Genomic DNA, 15,093 nt, shown 5'->3' on the forward strand with positions numbered 1-15,093 from the left:
TTCTAATGTGATATGAGGGTAAATCCTAGAAAAAAAACCAAGCTGGGGAGATTCAAATTCCTCTCTGTACTTTTCAGTACTACCCTTTCTCTCTTCATCGTAGGACTTTTTGGGGTCATCGTAATTCAAGCGAAAACTTTGACCACGCTGATCAGGGAAAACATTGAGATTCAGGTTTTTCTCAATAAAAATCTCTCTGCAGCTCAGATAAATAATATTGGAAAGGCTTTGGAATCAAAACCTTATGTCCTGAAAAAAGAAGACAAAACAGGAATTAAGTTTATTTCCCAAGATGATGCAGCAAAGGTATTCCTTGAGGATACCGGGGAAGACTTTACCAAATTTCTGGATGACAATCCTTTGAGAGACAGCTACACCATTTCCATTGCCGAGGAGTATCAGACCTCTGAACAAATTCAGAATATAGTTGAAGAAATCAAAAAGATGGAAGGTGTTTTTGAAGTGACTTACATGGCTGACCTGGTAGATTCAATCAACCAAAATCTCACAAAAGTTGCCATTGTAATGGGGGGATTCATCCTTATTTTGATGTTTACCGTAGTAATGTTGATCAATAACACCATCAAATTGGCTTTATTCTCCCAACGTTTCCTTATCCGAAGTATGCAATTGGTAGGTGCTACGAGAGGATTTATCAGAAGACCATTTCTTGCCCGGGCTTTCTTTTTTGGCATTTTGGCCGGTTTGATAGCTTCTGCTTTGTTATTTGTAATCATTGAATATACCAAAGCCAATATCGATGGTTTTGCCCTTCTCCAAGATTACAACTTACTATTTTACCTGTTTGGTGGATTGGTCCTAATAGGGGCCATGCTTTCATTATTCAGCACTTTACAGGCAGTGAATAAGTATTTAAATATGTCACTTGACGAACTTTATTAATAATGGCAAATACTAACTTCCCTTTTGACAAACACAACTACAGGTTGATGCTGATAGGCCTGGGAATCATTATTTTAGGTTTTATCATCATTGGTTTGGACAAGGAACCTCATGGTTTTGGCTTTTTGGGCCTCACCTTAGGACCAATCGTCACCTTAGCCGGCTTCCTTTTTCAGTTTTACGCTATTTTCAAAAAATCAGAATCCAAGTAATTTATGGAAATCCTTGATGCGATCATCCTGGGCATAGTTCAGGGTTTGACCGAGTTTTTACCTGTTTCTTCCAGTGGGCATTTAGAGTTAGGGGCTGCTATATTGGGAGACCAAAAATTACCAGAAGAAAGTCTTTTGTTCACAGTGGTACTTCATTTCGCTACGGCCTTGGCTACCATTTTGGTTTTTAGAAAAGATATAGTTGCCATTTTAGAAGGACTGTTTAAATTTAAATGGAATGAAGAGACCCAGTTCTCCGCAAAAATCATATTATCCATGATACCCGCAGTGATCATTGGTTTGTTTTTTGAAGAGCAGCTGGAGCAGTTTTTTGGTGGAAAAGTGACCTTTGTCGGCTTTATGTTGCTTGTAACAGCACTCTTGTTGTTTCTTGCGGATAAAGCAAAAAATACGGAAAAGGGAGTAACTTTTTCCAATGCGATTATTGTTGGTCTGGCGCAGGCAGTCGCCATGCTGCCCGGCATATCCAGGTCCGGAGCCACTATCTCCACTTCAGTGCTTTTGGGGATAGATAAAAACAAGGCTGCCCGATTTTCATTTCTTATGGTAGTACCCCTGATTTTGGGAAAAATTGTCAAAGATATATTGGACGGAGCCTTGACTTACAACGGTGACAGTTTTGGTTACTTATCTGCGGGTTTTGTAGCGGCATTCATTTCGGGATATTTTGCCTGTACCTGGATGATTGCGCTGGTACGAAAAAGCAAGCTTACCTATTTTGCCATTTACTGTACCATTGTGGGTCTAATAGCCATATTTGCAGGCATTTATTCGTAACATGCAAGAAAAAGAACCCTACGGAGAGGTATTTTTGGTCAATAAGCCCTATGAATGGACTTCTTTTGACGTAGTCAAAAAAATCAGAAATACCCTTAAAATCAAAAAGGTCGGACATGCCGGTACCTTGGACCCTTTGGCAACGGGGCTATTGATTGTCTGTGCAGGCAAAAAAACCAAGTCTATTGAGACTTATATGGGGCAAGAAAAGGAATATACCGGTACCTTTGTCCTTGGGAAAACTACAGAAAGCTTTGATTTAGAAAGGGAGGTGGTGAAGGTAGCTGATACGTTCCACCTTACTGTGGAGGAGGTAAAAGCTGCAGCTGCCCAACTCACCGGAGATATCATGCAGGTACCCCCCACACATTCTGCTATCAAAGTAGATGGCAAAAGGGTCTACAAAGCAGCCAGAAAAGGTAAGGAAGTAAAGTTAGAAGCAAGACCTGTTACAGTTTCTGTTTTTGAGATCACCGAATTTAAAAATCCGGATGTTCACTTTAGAATTGTTTGTTCCAAAGGAACCTATATCCGAAGTTTGGCCAGGGATTTAGGAGACATTTTGGGTGTGGGTGCGTATATGTCCTCCCTTTGCCGGACCAGGATAGGGGAATTTAAGCTGGAAGAGGCTCAGGAAATGGAAGAATTGATCAAAGAAATCAAAGAGAGACCCCATGAAAATCTATGAGGGAACAGAACATTTTGGACCGGTCAAAAATCCGGTAGTCACGAGCGGAACTTTTGACGGAGTTCATTTGGGCCATCAAAAAATCCTTAAAAGAATCCGCAGTTTGGCAGATGAAATTGGCGGGGAAACTGTCCTCATTACATTTTGGCCACATCCCAGACTCGTATTATATCCCAATGAACATAACCTCAGACTACTAAGTACTTTCGAAGAAAAGGCCAAACTCTTAAGGGAATTTGGCATAGATCATTTGTTGACCATTCCCTTTACAAAAGAATTCTCCGAACTAAGTTCAGAAGAATTCATCCAACAAATCCTTATCCAAACCATCAAAACCCGTAAATTAGTCATCGGTTATGACCACCGGTTCGGAAAAAACAGAGAAGGTGGCTTTGATTACCTCAAAGAACATATTGATCAATATGGATTTGATTTGGAGGAGATTTCCAGGGAGGATGTGGACAATGTGGGGGTCTCTAGCACCAAAATCAGAAAAGCACTAGAGGAAGGAAACGTCCAAGTTGCCAATGAATATTTGGGTAGGGAGTACGAATTAAACGGGATCATCATCAAAGGACAGCAACTTGGAAGGTCCATAGGTTTTCCCACGGCCAATATCCATATTCCACACGATTACAAATTGATTCCCTGTGATGGAGCCTATGCCGTGATGGCCAATATGGAAGGAGAGGAATACAAGGGCATGCTTAACATAGGCATGCGCCCTACCGTAAATGGAAATAGCCAGACTATTGAAGTCCACCTCTTTGATTTCGAAGGGGATCTCTATGACAAAAGGATCTGTGTGCGCTTAAAAGCCTATCTACGGCCAGAAATTAAATTCTCAGGATTAGAGGCCTTACAGCAGCAACTCCGAAAAGACAAAGCTGATGCACTCCATATCCTGCAATCTTAAAAATCAACCCAAAATATAACTTTATATGATCAATAAAACTGTTGCAAATGCTGAGGAAGCAATCAACGATATCCCATCCGGTGCGGTATTGATGCTGGGTGGATTTGGGCTTTGTGGTATTCCGGAAAACTGCATCTCTGCACTCCTTAAAAAAGAGATTGATGGCCTTACCTGTATTTCCAACAATGCAGGCGTGGACGATTTCGGAATCGGACTGATGCTCAAAAAGCGCATGGTCAAAAAAATGATCTCCTCTTATGTGGGTGAAAATGCAGAATTTGAACGCCAGTTGTTATCGGGGGAATTGGAAGTGGAATTAATTCCACAAGGAACCCTTGCTGAAAGAGTCAGAGCAGGTGGTGCCGGTATTCCGGCATTCTTTACCCCTGCAGGCGTGGGAACAGAGGTAGCTGAGGGAAAAGAAGTTAGAGAGTTTGATGGGAAACTTTATTTGATGGAAAGATGGCTGAAAGCCGACTTTGCTCTCGTAAAAGCCTGGAAAGGGGATACCGCCGGAAACCTCATTTATAAAGGCACTGCAAGAAATTTCAACCCGATGATGGCTGCTGCGGGCAAAATCACCATTGCAGAAGTTGAAAAATTAGTGCCAGCCGGAGAGTTGGACCCTAACCAAATCCACACGCCTGGAATCTACGTGCAAAGAATTTTCCAGGGGGTGAATTATGAAAAGCGAATTGAACAGAGAACTGTAAGCCAAGCAAAAGGTTAGAGGAGAAGCAATCAACAACTGGCAAGAATCAGGATGGATTTCGGAGGTGCCAATTTTGATTTCGATAGTGGAACCTCAAAAATCCAAAAAGTACTTAAAACATTTCTTTAATAGAATATAACCCAAAACCATGCTTAGCAAGAACCAAATAGCCCAAAGAATAGCCAAAGAGGTAAAAAACGGACAATATATCAACTTGGGGATTGGCATTCCAACTTTAGTAGCCAATTACATCCCTGAGAACATCAATGTCGTACTTCAGTCAGAGAACGGTTTATTGGGGATAGGTCCTTTTCCTACAGAAGATCAGATTGATCCAGACCTGATCAATGCCGGAAAGCAGACCATCACCATGGTCAAAGGCTCAGCACTTTTCAGTTCGGCGGAATCCTTTGCCATGATACGGGGCGGACATGTGCAGTTAACTATTTTAGGAGCCATGGAAGTTTCAGAAAATGGAGACATTGCCAACTGGAAAATACCAGGAAAAATGGTAAAAGGAATGGGAGGTGCTATGGATTTGGTAGCATCTGCCGAAAACATCATTGTGGCCATGCAGCATTGCAGCAAAGATGGTCAATCCAAGCTTTTAAAAAAATGTAGCCTTCCAATTACAGGAATACGCTGCGTCAAGAAAATTGTAACCGACCTTGCCGTACTGGAAGTGATGCCTGAGGGTGGTTTTAAACTACTGGAAAGGGCACCTGGCATCAGTGTAGAGGAAATCCAATCCAAAACTGAAGGAAGGCTGATAGTAGAAGGTGAAATCCCTGAAATGAAATTTGATTGATACACAAAATCCTCTCTTTGGTAAAAAGAGGGGATTTTTTTGATCCTTGCAAAATGAATATTTTCAACAACCTCAAGGTCATCGAACTATCCAGTGTACTGGCTGGTCCATTGGTTGGGACATTTTTTGCAGAGTTGGGCGCAGAAGTGCTCAAAGTCGAAAACAGCAAAACAGGAGGAGATGTGACCCGCAGCTGGAAACTATCCGGGGAAAATCCTGAACAAAGCCTTTCTGCCTATTATGCATCAGCCAATTATGGAAAAACTTCCATATTAAGGAACTTAAGTGATGATTCGGACCATCGGGAAATTTTATCCCTGATCAAAAAGGCGGATGTCGTTTTGGTCAATTTCAAGCCTGGAGATGCGCTTAGGCTCGAGTTAGATTTTGAATCCTTACTTCAGGTCAATCCATCATTGGTATATGGTGAAATCGTTGGTTTCAGTGAAAATGATCCAAGGGTAGCCTATGATGTGGTATTGCAGGCAGAGACAGGCTATATGTCCATGAATGGCGAACCGGACTCCCCTCCCCTAAAGATGCCCTTGGCAATGATTGATATACTCACAGCCCATCAACTTAAAGAAGGTATCTTATGCGCTTTGTTACAAAGATCAGTAGATGGAAAAGGGCGAAAGGTAACGGTTTCCCTTTACGATTCAGCGATTGCTTCCTTGACCAATCAGGCCTCTAATTGGCTAATGAACAAGCAGATCCCACAAAGGACAGGGTCATTGCATCCCAACATTGCTCCATATGGCGAAACATTTCAATGCAAGGACGGCGAATGGATAGTATTGGCGATTGGAAGTGATCAGCAGTTTTACAGGTTGTGTGGGATACTGAAAATGCAGGAATTAAAATCAGATTTAAGATTCATTACCAATGCCGGTAGGGTAAAGCATAGATCTGAATTAGCTATCAAATTCAAAGAGCAGTTTTTAAAAAAACCTATAGCGGAATGGGCAGGTATGATGTTGGAGCAACATATCCCTTTTGGCCAGATCAAGGACCTACAAGCAGTATTTGAAGAAGATCAGGCTAAGAAATTGATTTTGGAACAGGAAATGGAAGGCATAATTACCAAAAGGGTCAGGACTGTGGCTTTTAACATTACCGGAGATTGATCCGTCAATCCCACAAAAGGCCAATTAAGTAAAGTCCAGAGCTGAAAGCTCTGGACAAAAAATCCTTAATGAAACGCTTAATTCATTAACTCTTCCGTATTTTTTCTAAATCCATTATCCCCTTCCGAAACCGGACTTTACCCTTCCGAAATCCTTGCCTCTTGCTATTCACATCTCGCCCCTGCTACCTCTCACTCACCCACTTATAAGCATTCACAAACGCCTCCACCCAAGGGGTAATTTCATCACCCTGTCTTTCTGATGGATAATATGGCCAATTCCAAGGCTTAATGGACCGTTCAATATGGGGCATAATAGCCAAATGCCTTCCATCAGCAGAGGCAATTCCGGCTACTGCATAATCAGACCCATTAGGATTGCCAGGATAGGCAGTATAGGAATAGGTCATACCAATATGATAGGCTTCTTTTGGCTTTGGCAAATGGAATTTTCCTTCCCCATGCGCAATCCATACCCCCAAACGTTGACCTGCAAGGCTCTTTAACATCACCGTGTTGTTTTCCGGTATGCTTACATTGACAAATGCGGATTCAAATTTATGGCTGGCATTGTGCAGCATTTTAGGACGTTCGTCGTGCTCAGATGCAACCAGGCCCAATTCCACCATCAATTGGCAGCCATTACAAACCCCCAAACTCAGGGTATCTTTTCTGGCATAGAAATTATCCAAGGCCTGCTTGGCCTTTTCGTTGTAAAGGAAGGCACCTGCCCATCCCTTTGCAGAGCCCAAGACGTCAGAATTGGAGAAACCACCCACAAAAACAATCATCTGCACATCTTCCAGATTTTCCCTTCCTGAAATCAGATCAGTCATATGCACATCTTTCACATCAAATCCGGCCAACCAAAGAGAATAGGCCATCTCTCTATCCCCATTCACTCCTTTTTCACGGATAATGGCTGCCCTTTTACCTGAGGCTGTTCTCCTGTATGGGTTCAGGCCAAAAGCATCCAAAGTACCTTGCCAGTTCATACCAAACTGATATTGCAAAGGCTGTAGTTTATAATTATTGAACCTGTCTAAGGCCAGTTCCTCACCGCTTTGCTTTCTATCAAGCAAATAGGAAGACCTGAACCATATATCCCTCATTTCAGCAACATCCAGATTGAGATTGGTTCCCGTCAAGTCAACATGGCCATCCAAAGTAACATCAGCTATGGAAGTGTAGGCTATCCCATAATTCTCAAGAACCGCTCTTGTCCTTTCCATGTTCTTCACTTGAATCAGTACACCTGGATTTTCTGCAAAGAGAGCTTTTACCAAATCTCTTTCTCCCAAACGGTCAAGTTTAACTTTCAAACCTATTTGGTTGGAAGGGAAACACATTTCCAATAAAGCGGTAATCATTCCACCCGAGGAAATATCATGCCCTGCTAAAATCTCACCCTTTTCAATCAACTTCTGAATCACCATAAAGGCAGTACTGAAGTATTGGCTGTCCTTCACATCAGGGGTTTCATTCCCCACGGTATTCAGAACCTGTGCCAAACTGGAACCTCCCAGTTTTGCACTGTCCTTGGAAAAATCAATATAATAGACCTTGCTCCCCGGTACCGGCTTCAGGTCTGGAGAAATTGTCATGACCGGTGCAGCACATTCTGCGACTGTAGAGATAATAACAGTACCAGGAGAATACACTGTTTTTCCATCTGGATACTTCTGTGTCATGGAAAGTGAATCTTTTCCAGTAGGAACATTGATACCCAGCGCTATCGCAAAATCTGAAATTGCCTGAACTGCCCTGTATAGCCTATCGTTTTCTCCGGGATTTTTAGCTGGCCACATCCAATTGGCACTTAAAGACACTCCTGCTAATCCATCGGTAATTGGCGCCCAAACCAGGTTTGTCAAAGCCTCCGCTATTGCCAACCTTGAACCAGCTTCTGGGTTGGCAAGTGCAGCAATTGGAGCATGCCCAATTGACGTTGCTATACCTTTCTGACCTGTAAAATCAAGAGCCATCACGGCCACATTATTCAGGGGAACTTGGATTTCACCCACGGTTTGTTGCTTTGCTACACGTCCCGTTACTGAACGGTCCACTTTATTGGTCAACCAATCTTTGCAAGCCACGGCTTCCAATTGAAGTACATCCTCGATATAGGATTTCAATTGTTCAGGGGAATATTCAGGTTCTGCAAAAACGTTATCTTGGGTTGTATCCTCCAAAATTGTTTTGGGAGAACTTCCAAACATGTAGGCCAGGTCCCAATCTACGGGCTTTTCTCCGGTCTGTTGGTTTTCGAACTTGAAATGCATGTCGCCCGTGGTTTCCCCCACCACATAGAAAGGCGCTCTTTCTCTTTCAGCGATGCGCTGTAAAGTTGCAACATCTTTTTCCTTTACAACCAGGCCCATTCTTTCCTGAGACTCATTCCCGATAATTTCTTTGGCAGAAAGGGTCGGGTCACCTACAGGCAATTTGTCTAAATGAATGGTCCCTCCGGTACTTTCAACTAATTCTGAAAGACAGTTCAAATGTCCCCCCGCTCCATGATCATGGATAGAGATAATTGGATTATCGTGGCTTTCAGCCATGGCCCTGATCACATTGGAAACCCTTTTCTGCATTTCCGGGTTGGAGCGCTGAATGGCATTCAATTCAATGGCGTTACTGAATTCTCCGGTTGCTACGGAAGAAACAGCCCCACCGCCCATACCAATGCGGTAATTGTCTCCCCCCATGACAATGATTTTGTCACCTTTGCCCGGTTCATGTTTCTTGGCATATTCCTTTCTTGTAAAACCAACACCTCCGGCCAACATGATCACCTTGTCGAATCCATGGGTTTTACCCCCTTCCTCATGCTCAAAAGTGAGAACTGAACCACAGATCAGGGGTTGACCAAATTTGTTCCCAAAATCACTTGCCCCATTGGAAGCTTTTATCAGGATATCCATAGGTGTTTGGTACAACCATTTCCTTTCTGTCAGGTTTTTCTCCCAGCTCCGGCCAGCTTCTGACCTGGGATAAGAGGTCATATATACAGCAGTTCCTGCCAATGGTATAGACGCTGTCCCCCCGGCCAATCTGTCCCTGATTTCACCACCTGAACCTGTAGCAGCTCCGTTAAATGGCTCCACTGTGGTGGGGAAATTGTGAGTTTCGGCTTTTAGGGATATTACCGTATCAATGGTTTCAGGTTCAAAAAAATCAGGTTTGTCCTGTGTTTTGGGAGCGAATTGTTGGGCTTTTGGACCATCAATAAAAGCTACATTGTCTTTGTAGGCTGAAACGATTTTATTGGGGTGTCTTTTAGATGTTTCTTTGATCAGCTGAAAAAGTGTTTTTTCCTTCTCCTCCCCATTGATAATAAATGTGCCATTGAAAATTTTGTGTCGGCAATGTTCAGAATTCACTTGACTGAAACCAAACACTTCAGAATCTGTCAATGGCCTTCCCAACTGCTTGCTTACACCTTCAAGATAGTCGATTTCTTCATCCGAAAGCGCCAGCCCTTCTTTTTGATTATATTCTCTGATATTGGTCACAGGAATTATAGGTTCCGGCTGCAGGTGGATATCAAAAATATCCTGATCCAATCCCTCATATACCTTCTGCAACATAGGGTCTATCTTCTGTCCTGCAGCGAGAGGATAATATTCCTCTATCCTCTGGATTCCCTGTATCCCCATATTCAGGGTAATTTCCACCGCATTGGTAGACCAAGGGGTAATCATTTCTTTTCTTGGACCGGCAAATTTTCCCACTACTTTTTCGGAAGATAGTAACTGGGACTGGCCAAAAAGCCAGATAAGCTTGTCAATGTCCTGTTGGTTCAATGGGTGTTTTGCCTGAACTGCATATACCAGGCTTTGGGGGGATTGGAAAAAGAGGATCATGTGCTGTTTGTTGAAGCCTTTTTTAGAAGTCACAAAGGTAGACATTTGCAGGATAGTTTGAAAGCATGCCACAACAAGAAAAGGCTCCTTTGTCAGAATTATCCCTTCTCAATATTTTTCACAAAGTATTCGCAAACCAAAAAAGCCTAAACCCGTAAAGTATAAGTGCTGTCCCTACCACCTTATTGAGTACCGTCATTACTTTGGCTGTGATCAGGTTTTTTAGCTTTTTTGCCACAAATGCTTTGACTAAATCAATCGAAAACACAGTCAAAAGGATACCTAGATAGTAAATACCCACATCCATGCTATCAAACTCATTGTTTACGGCAAGCAGTCCGGCTATTGAAATCCAAAATAACAACACAAAAGGATTGATTCCGTTAATGCTGAAGCCTTTAATAAAAGCAGTTCTTTTCTTTGCCCTAAGAACAGGAATACCTCCGGTGGAAGGTCTGTCCATTCCTTTTTTGAAAAAATTGGAAATTCCGAATCCTACCAATACAATACCACCAAATACAGCAAGATACCATTCAAAATCAGGAAATTCTGCCAAAAAACTAACCCCAAAATAAGTAATGACCACATAAAGCAAATCACTCAAAAAAATGCCCAAAGCAAGTGCTGCGGCATATTTAAACCCATTTTCCAGACTGCTTTGGATCAAGGTAAAAAAAACAGGGCCTATCATGGCTGAAAGCAAAAGGCCCATGTAGATACCTTCTATTAATGCATGCATCATAGGCTTACTTTGTGGGATTTAAGAAAATCTAGCCATTGATCCATTTTTTCACCTTTCAACACCCTCGGAAATTTATTCTGTCCTCCCTCTTTTCCCTGTTCTCGCATCCAATCATAAAAAAGCTTGGGAGAAATGACTGTACAGGATACCCTTTTCAAGGCATGCTTCCTCTCTGTGATGTAATCATCATTCAGGTCCTTGAGGTGGGCATCTATCCTTTCCATCAGTTTATCTGGATCTACTTTGTCATCCGTCCCTACAAACCATTGATGTCTGAAGAGCGTTCCATCCGGCAAACCTAATACGGTAAATTCCCTGATATTCAAATTCATTTCCTCCGATACCAGTTCAATGGCCCTGTTCATATTGTCCATAGACAAATGTTCCCCGCAAAGACTCAGAAAATGCTTCGTCCTTCCTGTGATCAGGATTTCATTTTCAGCTTTGGATTCAAAGCGTATAACATCGCCTATTAGATAACGCCAGGCACCTGCGCAAGTACTTATCAGGATAGCATAATCTTCACCTTCCTTGATTTCATCTATTTTGTAGATTTGGGCCTCAGGTTTCAGTTCTCCATTTTCATCAAAATTATCCTCATTGAAGGGGACAAATTCATAAAAAATACCGTTGTTCAATACAAGCCGCATGGTCCTTCTATTGGGCAATGCCTGAAAAGCCAGGAAGCCCTCAGAGGCCAGGTAAGTTTCCATATAAATCAAGGGCCTTTCCAGAAGTTGCTCAAATCCTTTTTTATAAGGCTCAAAAGATACCCCTCCATGGACAAAAATGTGCAAATTGGGCCAGATATCATGGATGGTCTTGACCTTGTACCGTTCGATGATCTTTTCTAACAAGATCTGCAGCCATGCCGGTACACCTACAATGATTCCAATATCCCACTTAGGCGCCATTTCCACGATCTGCTCGATTTTTTCTCCCCAATCCCTGTTTTTGGAAATTTTCTTTCCGGGTTTATAAAACTGCTGGAACCAAACAGGAAGCCTGCCGGCAGTAATGCCAGAAAGGTCACCAGAAAAATAAGTACCATTGAAATCCAGATCAGTACTCCCTCCCAGCATCAGAATGCCTTTGGTAAAAAGTGAGTCGGGCAAATCGTATTTTGAAAGGGACAAAATTTGCCTGACACCGGTTTTTCTTATGGCTTTCACCATGTCCTGGGTAATGGGAATGTATTTGGATGAAGCCCCTGAAGTACCGGAGGTCAGTGCAAAATATCGGATAGCCCCCGGCCATGTGATGTTCTTCTCCCCTGCTTTGAGCCTGTACCACCATTCATTGTAAATTTTTTCATAGTTGTATGTTGGAACCATGGAGGAAAAGGCCCTGTAAAAATCCTTATTTTGCTTCTTGAATTCCTTCAATATCAAATCAAAACGGTATTTCTTACCAAATTCGGTATCTTTAGCCTGGATCAACAGTTTCTTCAATTCCTGCTTTTGGAGTTCGGCCGGATTACTGTATTCCTGCTCAAGTGATTCTCTTAATCTGATGCCTTTTTTTAGTAATGTACCTAATATCGCCATATCTTTGCTTAACTGAATTTTGAATTCTGACAAACCAAATTTAAAGAATGCCTTTAAAAGAAAACCTTCTTTCCATAAAAAATACATTCATCAACCCAAATTGCCTGTTGATTGCCGTTAGCAAAACACATCCTGTATCCGCCATTAAAGAGGCCTATGAATTAGGAGTCAGGGATTTTGGCGAAAATAAGGTACAGGAGCTTACTGAAAAAGCTCCCCAACTCCCCAAGGATATCCGCTGGCACATGATCGGTCACCTTCAAAGGAACAAGGTAAAATACATCGCGCCTTTTGTCTATTTGATCCATGGAGTAGATTCCATAAAATTATTACAGGAAATAGACAAACAAGCCGAGAAAAACAACCGTATCATTTCCTGTCTACTGCAAGTGCACATCGCAGAAGAAGAATCAAAGTTTGGGTTTTCGGAAGAAGAATTGATGTTGCTTATCGAGTCAGAAGAACTTAAGGACTTGAAAAACATTAAAATCATTGGGCTGATGGGTATGGCTACATTCACCGACAATGAAGATCAGATCCGTAACGAATTTGCAGGCTTAAAGCGCTTGTTTGAAAGACTTAAGGCCAGGAATTTGCCTGAAAATGTGGAAATGAAAGAACTATCTATGGGCATGAGTGGGGATTATCTGATTGCCCAAGAAGAAGGTAGTACAATGGTCAGAATCGGTACAGCTATTTTTGGAGAGAGAAATTACAATTGAAATGGAGAAAATGGCTTTTATTCAAGTTGCCGGGCTGCTGGGTGCTTTGGCAGTAGGTATTGGCGCTTTTGGTGCCCATGGCCTGCAGGGAATTTTAGAATCCCATGGCAGAATCGAAACTTTTGAAACGGGAGTAAAATACCATTTTTACCATGCTTTGGCCATGTTAGTTGTAGGAATCTGGCATAGCCTACAACCTGAAAGAAAATGGTTAAAACCTGCTATGTGGTCTTTTTTGATTGGTATTTTGGTTTTTTCCGGTTCTCTTTATGTCCTCTCTTTGTCAGGCATTACTTGGCTTGGGGCAATTACCCCCTTTGGCGGAGTGGCCTTCATAATGGGCTGGCTTCTTATTATTTTGGCAGCAAAAAACGATAAAGCATGAAGTTGAGGGTTATAGGCATCATCTTTTTTTGGCTATTATTTCTTCCCGGATTTTCTCAGGAAGATGATGCAAGAAGGAAATATGAAGGCTTAAATGAGCTTTTGGGAGAGAATTCCTTTTTCGATAACCACCTTACCGGATTCATGCTTTATGACCTGGACAGCCAATGGGTGATGTTCGAAAAAAACAGCCACATGAACTTCATACCCGCCTCAACCACTAAGCTGTTGACCTTCTATGCCTCTGTTTTGATTTTAAAAGATAGCACCCGGACATTTAGATATGTCAAAAATGGAGATCAGATCACCATTTGGGGATCCGGCGATCCTTCATGGAAATACAAGCCCCTGCCTCAACCCAAATTGCAGGAATTCTTCAGGCCCTATAAAAAAATCAACTTTTCTCTGGAAAATTGGAAAGACACCCCTTTTGGTTATGGATGGCAGTGGGATGATTATTACTTTGCCTATTCCCCTGAAAGGTCTGCTTTTCCTGTTTATGGAAACATTGTAACCTTCACCAATACGAACAAAACTCCTGTTCCGGACATTCCGCTGTTTAGGTCCATGGTAGCAAGAAGCGACAGGGAAATAAGAGGTGTTCAAAGGGATTTCAATTCCAACACCTTTTATTATAATCCTTCACTCTATGTCAACCAATTTTCAACAATGCCTTTTATCACCATCCCAGAGGTCAAATTAAAATTAATGGAGGAAAGTCTTGGTAAACCGGTGACTTTGGTAAGAGAGAAAGCTCCTGCAGATGCAAAAGTTTATAAAGGAGGACTTCTTGCCCCATTATGGAAGGAGGTATTGCAGGAAAGCGATAATTTTGTCGCTGAACAGCTGCTCTTGATGGTATCGGATGCTTTGTTTGGGGAACTCAATAGTGAAAGGGCCATTGATTTCATTAAGAAAAATCACATGGCAGATTTTCCGGATAAGCCTCAATGGGTAGATGGCTCTGGACTATCAAGGCATAATTTGGTTACACCAAGAAGCATGGTAACCTTAATGGTCAAATTGGATCAACTCATGCCAAGGGCTCAACTCATGCAATTGTTGCCGCAGGGAGGGGTAAATGGAACCTTGAAAAACAATTATGCTGCACCAAGGCCTTATGTTTTTGCCAAAACAGGTACAATCAGCAACAATCATTCCTTGGTTGGATTACTTCGTACCGATTCCGGAAAAGTATATGCTTTTTCTTTTATGAACAATAATTATTTGAACAAGGCTTCCGAGATCAGAAGGGAAATGGAAAAGGTCCTGAAATACATAAAAGCCAACTATTAATCCTTGTACAGGAAGCAAAACCGAATACCTGTCGGTTTCTTACAAAAGTATCTCAAAATTCAGTGTGGAAACTGCCGGGACTTTTGATCTGGATGCGGAATTGAAAATCTGGATTTCAAGTGAGGTACATCCAAGCATAAAAAAACAGTTTAACAAACCAGTTAATGTCTATGAGGTACAGCAGCTACTGGCTTATCATGTTTTAAAATAAGTTCAACCATCCAGTGTGAGCTAACTCCAATATTGCCCGATTTAAAATTCATTTAAAGAATCGGGCAACTTCTCCATCAAAATTTCCTTTCCGATTTAAACTCTCAAATCAAATATTTAGCGTACCTTTGAATCCCATAAGAATTCAAACAAAAATTTCCTA

Annotated in this window: 15 protein-coding genes; 12 read left to right on the top strand and 3 right to left on the bottom strand. The window is 41.9% G+C overall.

The window, feature by feature from the left end; genetic code table 11:
* Positions 1-12: 12 nt before the first annotated feature.
* From BC751_RS18075 to BC751_RS18110, 8 genes are all read left to right on the top strand, one after another.
* Positions 13-903 (top strand): cell division protein FtsX, encoded by an 891-nt coding sequence (locus BC751_RS18075; protein WP_130276854.1) that lies wholly within the window; start codon positions 13-15, stop codon positions 901-903.
* Positions 904-905: 2 nt separating this feature from the next.
* Positions 906-1,115 (top strand): DUF3098 domain-containing protein, encoded by a 210-nt coding sequence (locus BC751_RS18080; protein WP_130276855.1) that lies wholly within the window; start codon positions 906-908, stop codon positions 1,113-1,115.
* Between the two features lie 3 nt (positions 1,116-1,118).
* Positions 1,119-1,913 carry an undecaprenyl-diphosphate phosphatase gene (locus BC751_RS18085; RefSeq protein ID WP_130276856.1) on the top strand — a complete coding sequence of 265 codons (795 nt, stop codon included), beginning with the start codon at positions 1,119-1,121 and terminating at the stop codon, positions 1,911-1,913.
* Between the two features lies 1 nt (position 1,914).
* Positions 1,915-2,601 carry a tRNA pseudouridine(55) synthase TruB gene (gene truB / locus BC751_RS18090; RefSeq protein WP_130276857.1) on the top strand — a complete coding sequence of 229 codons (687 nt, stop codon included), beginning with the start codon at positions 1,915-1,917 and terminating at the stop codon, positions 2,599-2,601.
* The gene (locus BC751_RS18095; protein ID WP_130276858.1) at positions 2,588-3,517 is read left to right on the top strand and encodes a bifunctional riboflavin kinase/FAD synthetase; all 930 of its coding nucleotides are present in this window, start codon (positions 2,588-2,590) and stop codon (positions 3,515-3,517) included. The genes truB and BC751_RS18095 overlap by 14 nt, the downstream gene beginning before the upstream one ends.
* Positions 3,518-3,542: 25 nt before the next feature.
* Positions 3,543-4,247 carry a CoA transferase subunit A gene (locus BC751_RS18100; protein WP_130276859.1) on the top strand — a complete coding sequence of 235 codons (705 nt, stop codon included), beginning with the start codon at positions 3,543-3,545 and terminating at the stop codon, positions 4,245-4,247.
* A gap of 130 nt (positions 4,248-4,377) precedes the next feature.
* Entirely contained in the window at positions 4,378-5,037 is a 660-nt protein-coding gene (locus tag BC751_RS18105) for a CoA transferase subunit B (RefSeq protein ID WP_130276860.1), read from the top strand.
* A gap of 53 nt (positions 5,038-5,090) precedes the next feature.
* A complete protein-coding gene (locus BC751_RS18110; RefSeq protein ID WP_130276861.1) occupies positions 5,091-6,164 on the top strand; it encodes a CaiB/BaiF CoA transferase family protein in 1,074 nt (357 codons plus the stop codon).
* A 184-nt stretch (positions 6,165-6,348) separates the two neighbouring features.
* Here the strand turns inward: BC751_RS18110 and purL are convergent, their stop codons facing one another.
* The 3 genes from purL to BC751_RS18125 form a co-directional block, all read right to left on the bottom strand.
* Positions 6,349-10,029: a phosphoribosylformylglycinamidine synthase gene (purL, locus tag BC751_RS18115; RefSeq protein WP_130277635.1), complete on the bottom strand. Its 3,681-nt coding sequence runs from the start codon at positions 10,027-10,029 to the stop codon at positions 6,349-6,351.
* A 118-nt stretch (positions 10,030-10,147) separates the two neighbouring features.
* Complete coding sequence (locus BC751_RS18120; protein WP_130276862.1) at positions 10,148-10,771, bottom strand: LysE family translocator; 624 nt, start codon at positions 10,769-10,771, stop codon at positions 10,148-10,150.
* Positions 10,768-12,318 (bottom strand): GH3 family acyl-acid amido synthetase, encoded by a 1,551-nt coding sequence (locus tag BC751_RS18125; RefSeq protein WP_130277636.1) that lies wholly within the window; start codon positions 12,316-12,318, stop codon positions 10,768-10,770. The genes BC751_RS18120 and BC751_RS18125 overlap by 4 nt, the downstream gene beginning before the upstream one ends.
* 47 nt (positions 12,319-12,365) lie before the next feature.
* Between BC751_RS18125 and BC751_RS18130 the strand changes: the two genes are divergently transcribed.
* Genes BC751_RS18130 through BC751_RS18145 form a run of 4 tightly spaced genes read left to right on the top strand, consistent with a single transcriptional unit; the run spans position 12,366 to position 14,931 of the window.
* The gene (locus tag BC751_RS18130; protein WP_130276863.1) at positions 12,366-13,040 is read left to right on the top strand and encodes a YggS family pyridoxal phosphate-dependent enzyme; all 675 of its coding nucleotides are present in this window, start codon (positions 12,366-12,368) and stop codon (positions 13,038-13,040) included.
* Position 13,041: 1 nt separating this feature from the next.
* Complete coding sequence (locus BC751_RS18135) at positions 13,042-13,425, top strand: DUF423 domain-containing protein (RefSeq protein ID WP_130276864.1); 384 nt, start codon at positions 13,042-13,044, stop codon at positions 13,423-13,425.
* Positions 13,422-14,720 carry a D-alanyl-D-alanine carboxypeptidase gene (locus BC751_RS18140; RefSeq protein ID WP_130276865.1) on the top strand — a complete coding sequence of 433 codons (1,299 nt, stop codon included), beginning with the start codon at positions 13,422-13,424 and terminating at the stop codon, positions 14,718-14,720. The genes BC751_RS18135 and BC751_RS18140 overlap by 4 nt, the downstream gene beginning before the upstream one ends.
* Positions 14,716-14,931, top strand: a complete 216-nt coding sequence (locus BC751_RS18145; protein ID WP_130277637.1) for a PH domain-containing protein — start codon at positions 14,716-14,718, stop codon at positions 14,929-14,931. Before BC751_RS18140 ends, BC751_RS18145 begins: the two co-directional genes overlap by 5 nt.
* The last annotated feature ends 162 nt before the right edge of the window (positions 14,932-15,093 follow it).

It is taken from the genome of Cecembia calidifontis (assembly GCF_004216715.1).
Lineage (GTDB): Bacteria > Bacteroidota > Bacteroidia > Cytophagales > Cyclobacteriaceae > Cecembia_A > Cecembia_A calidifontis.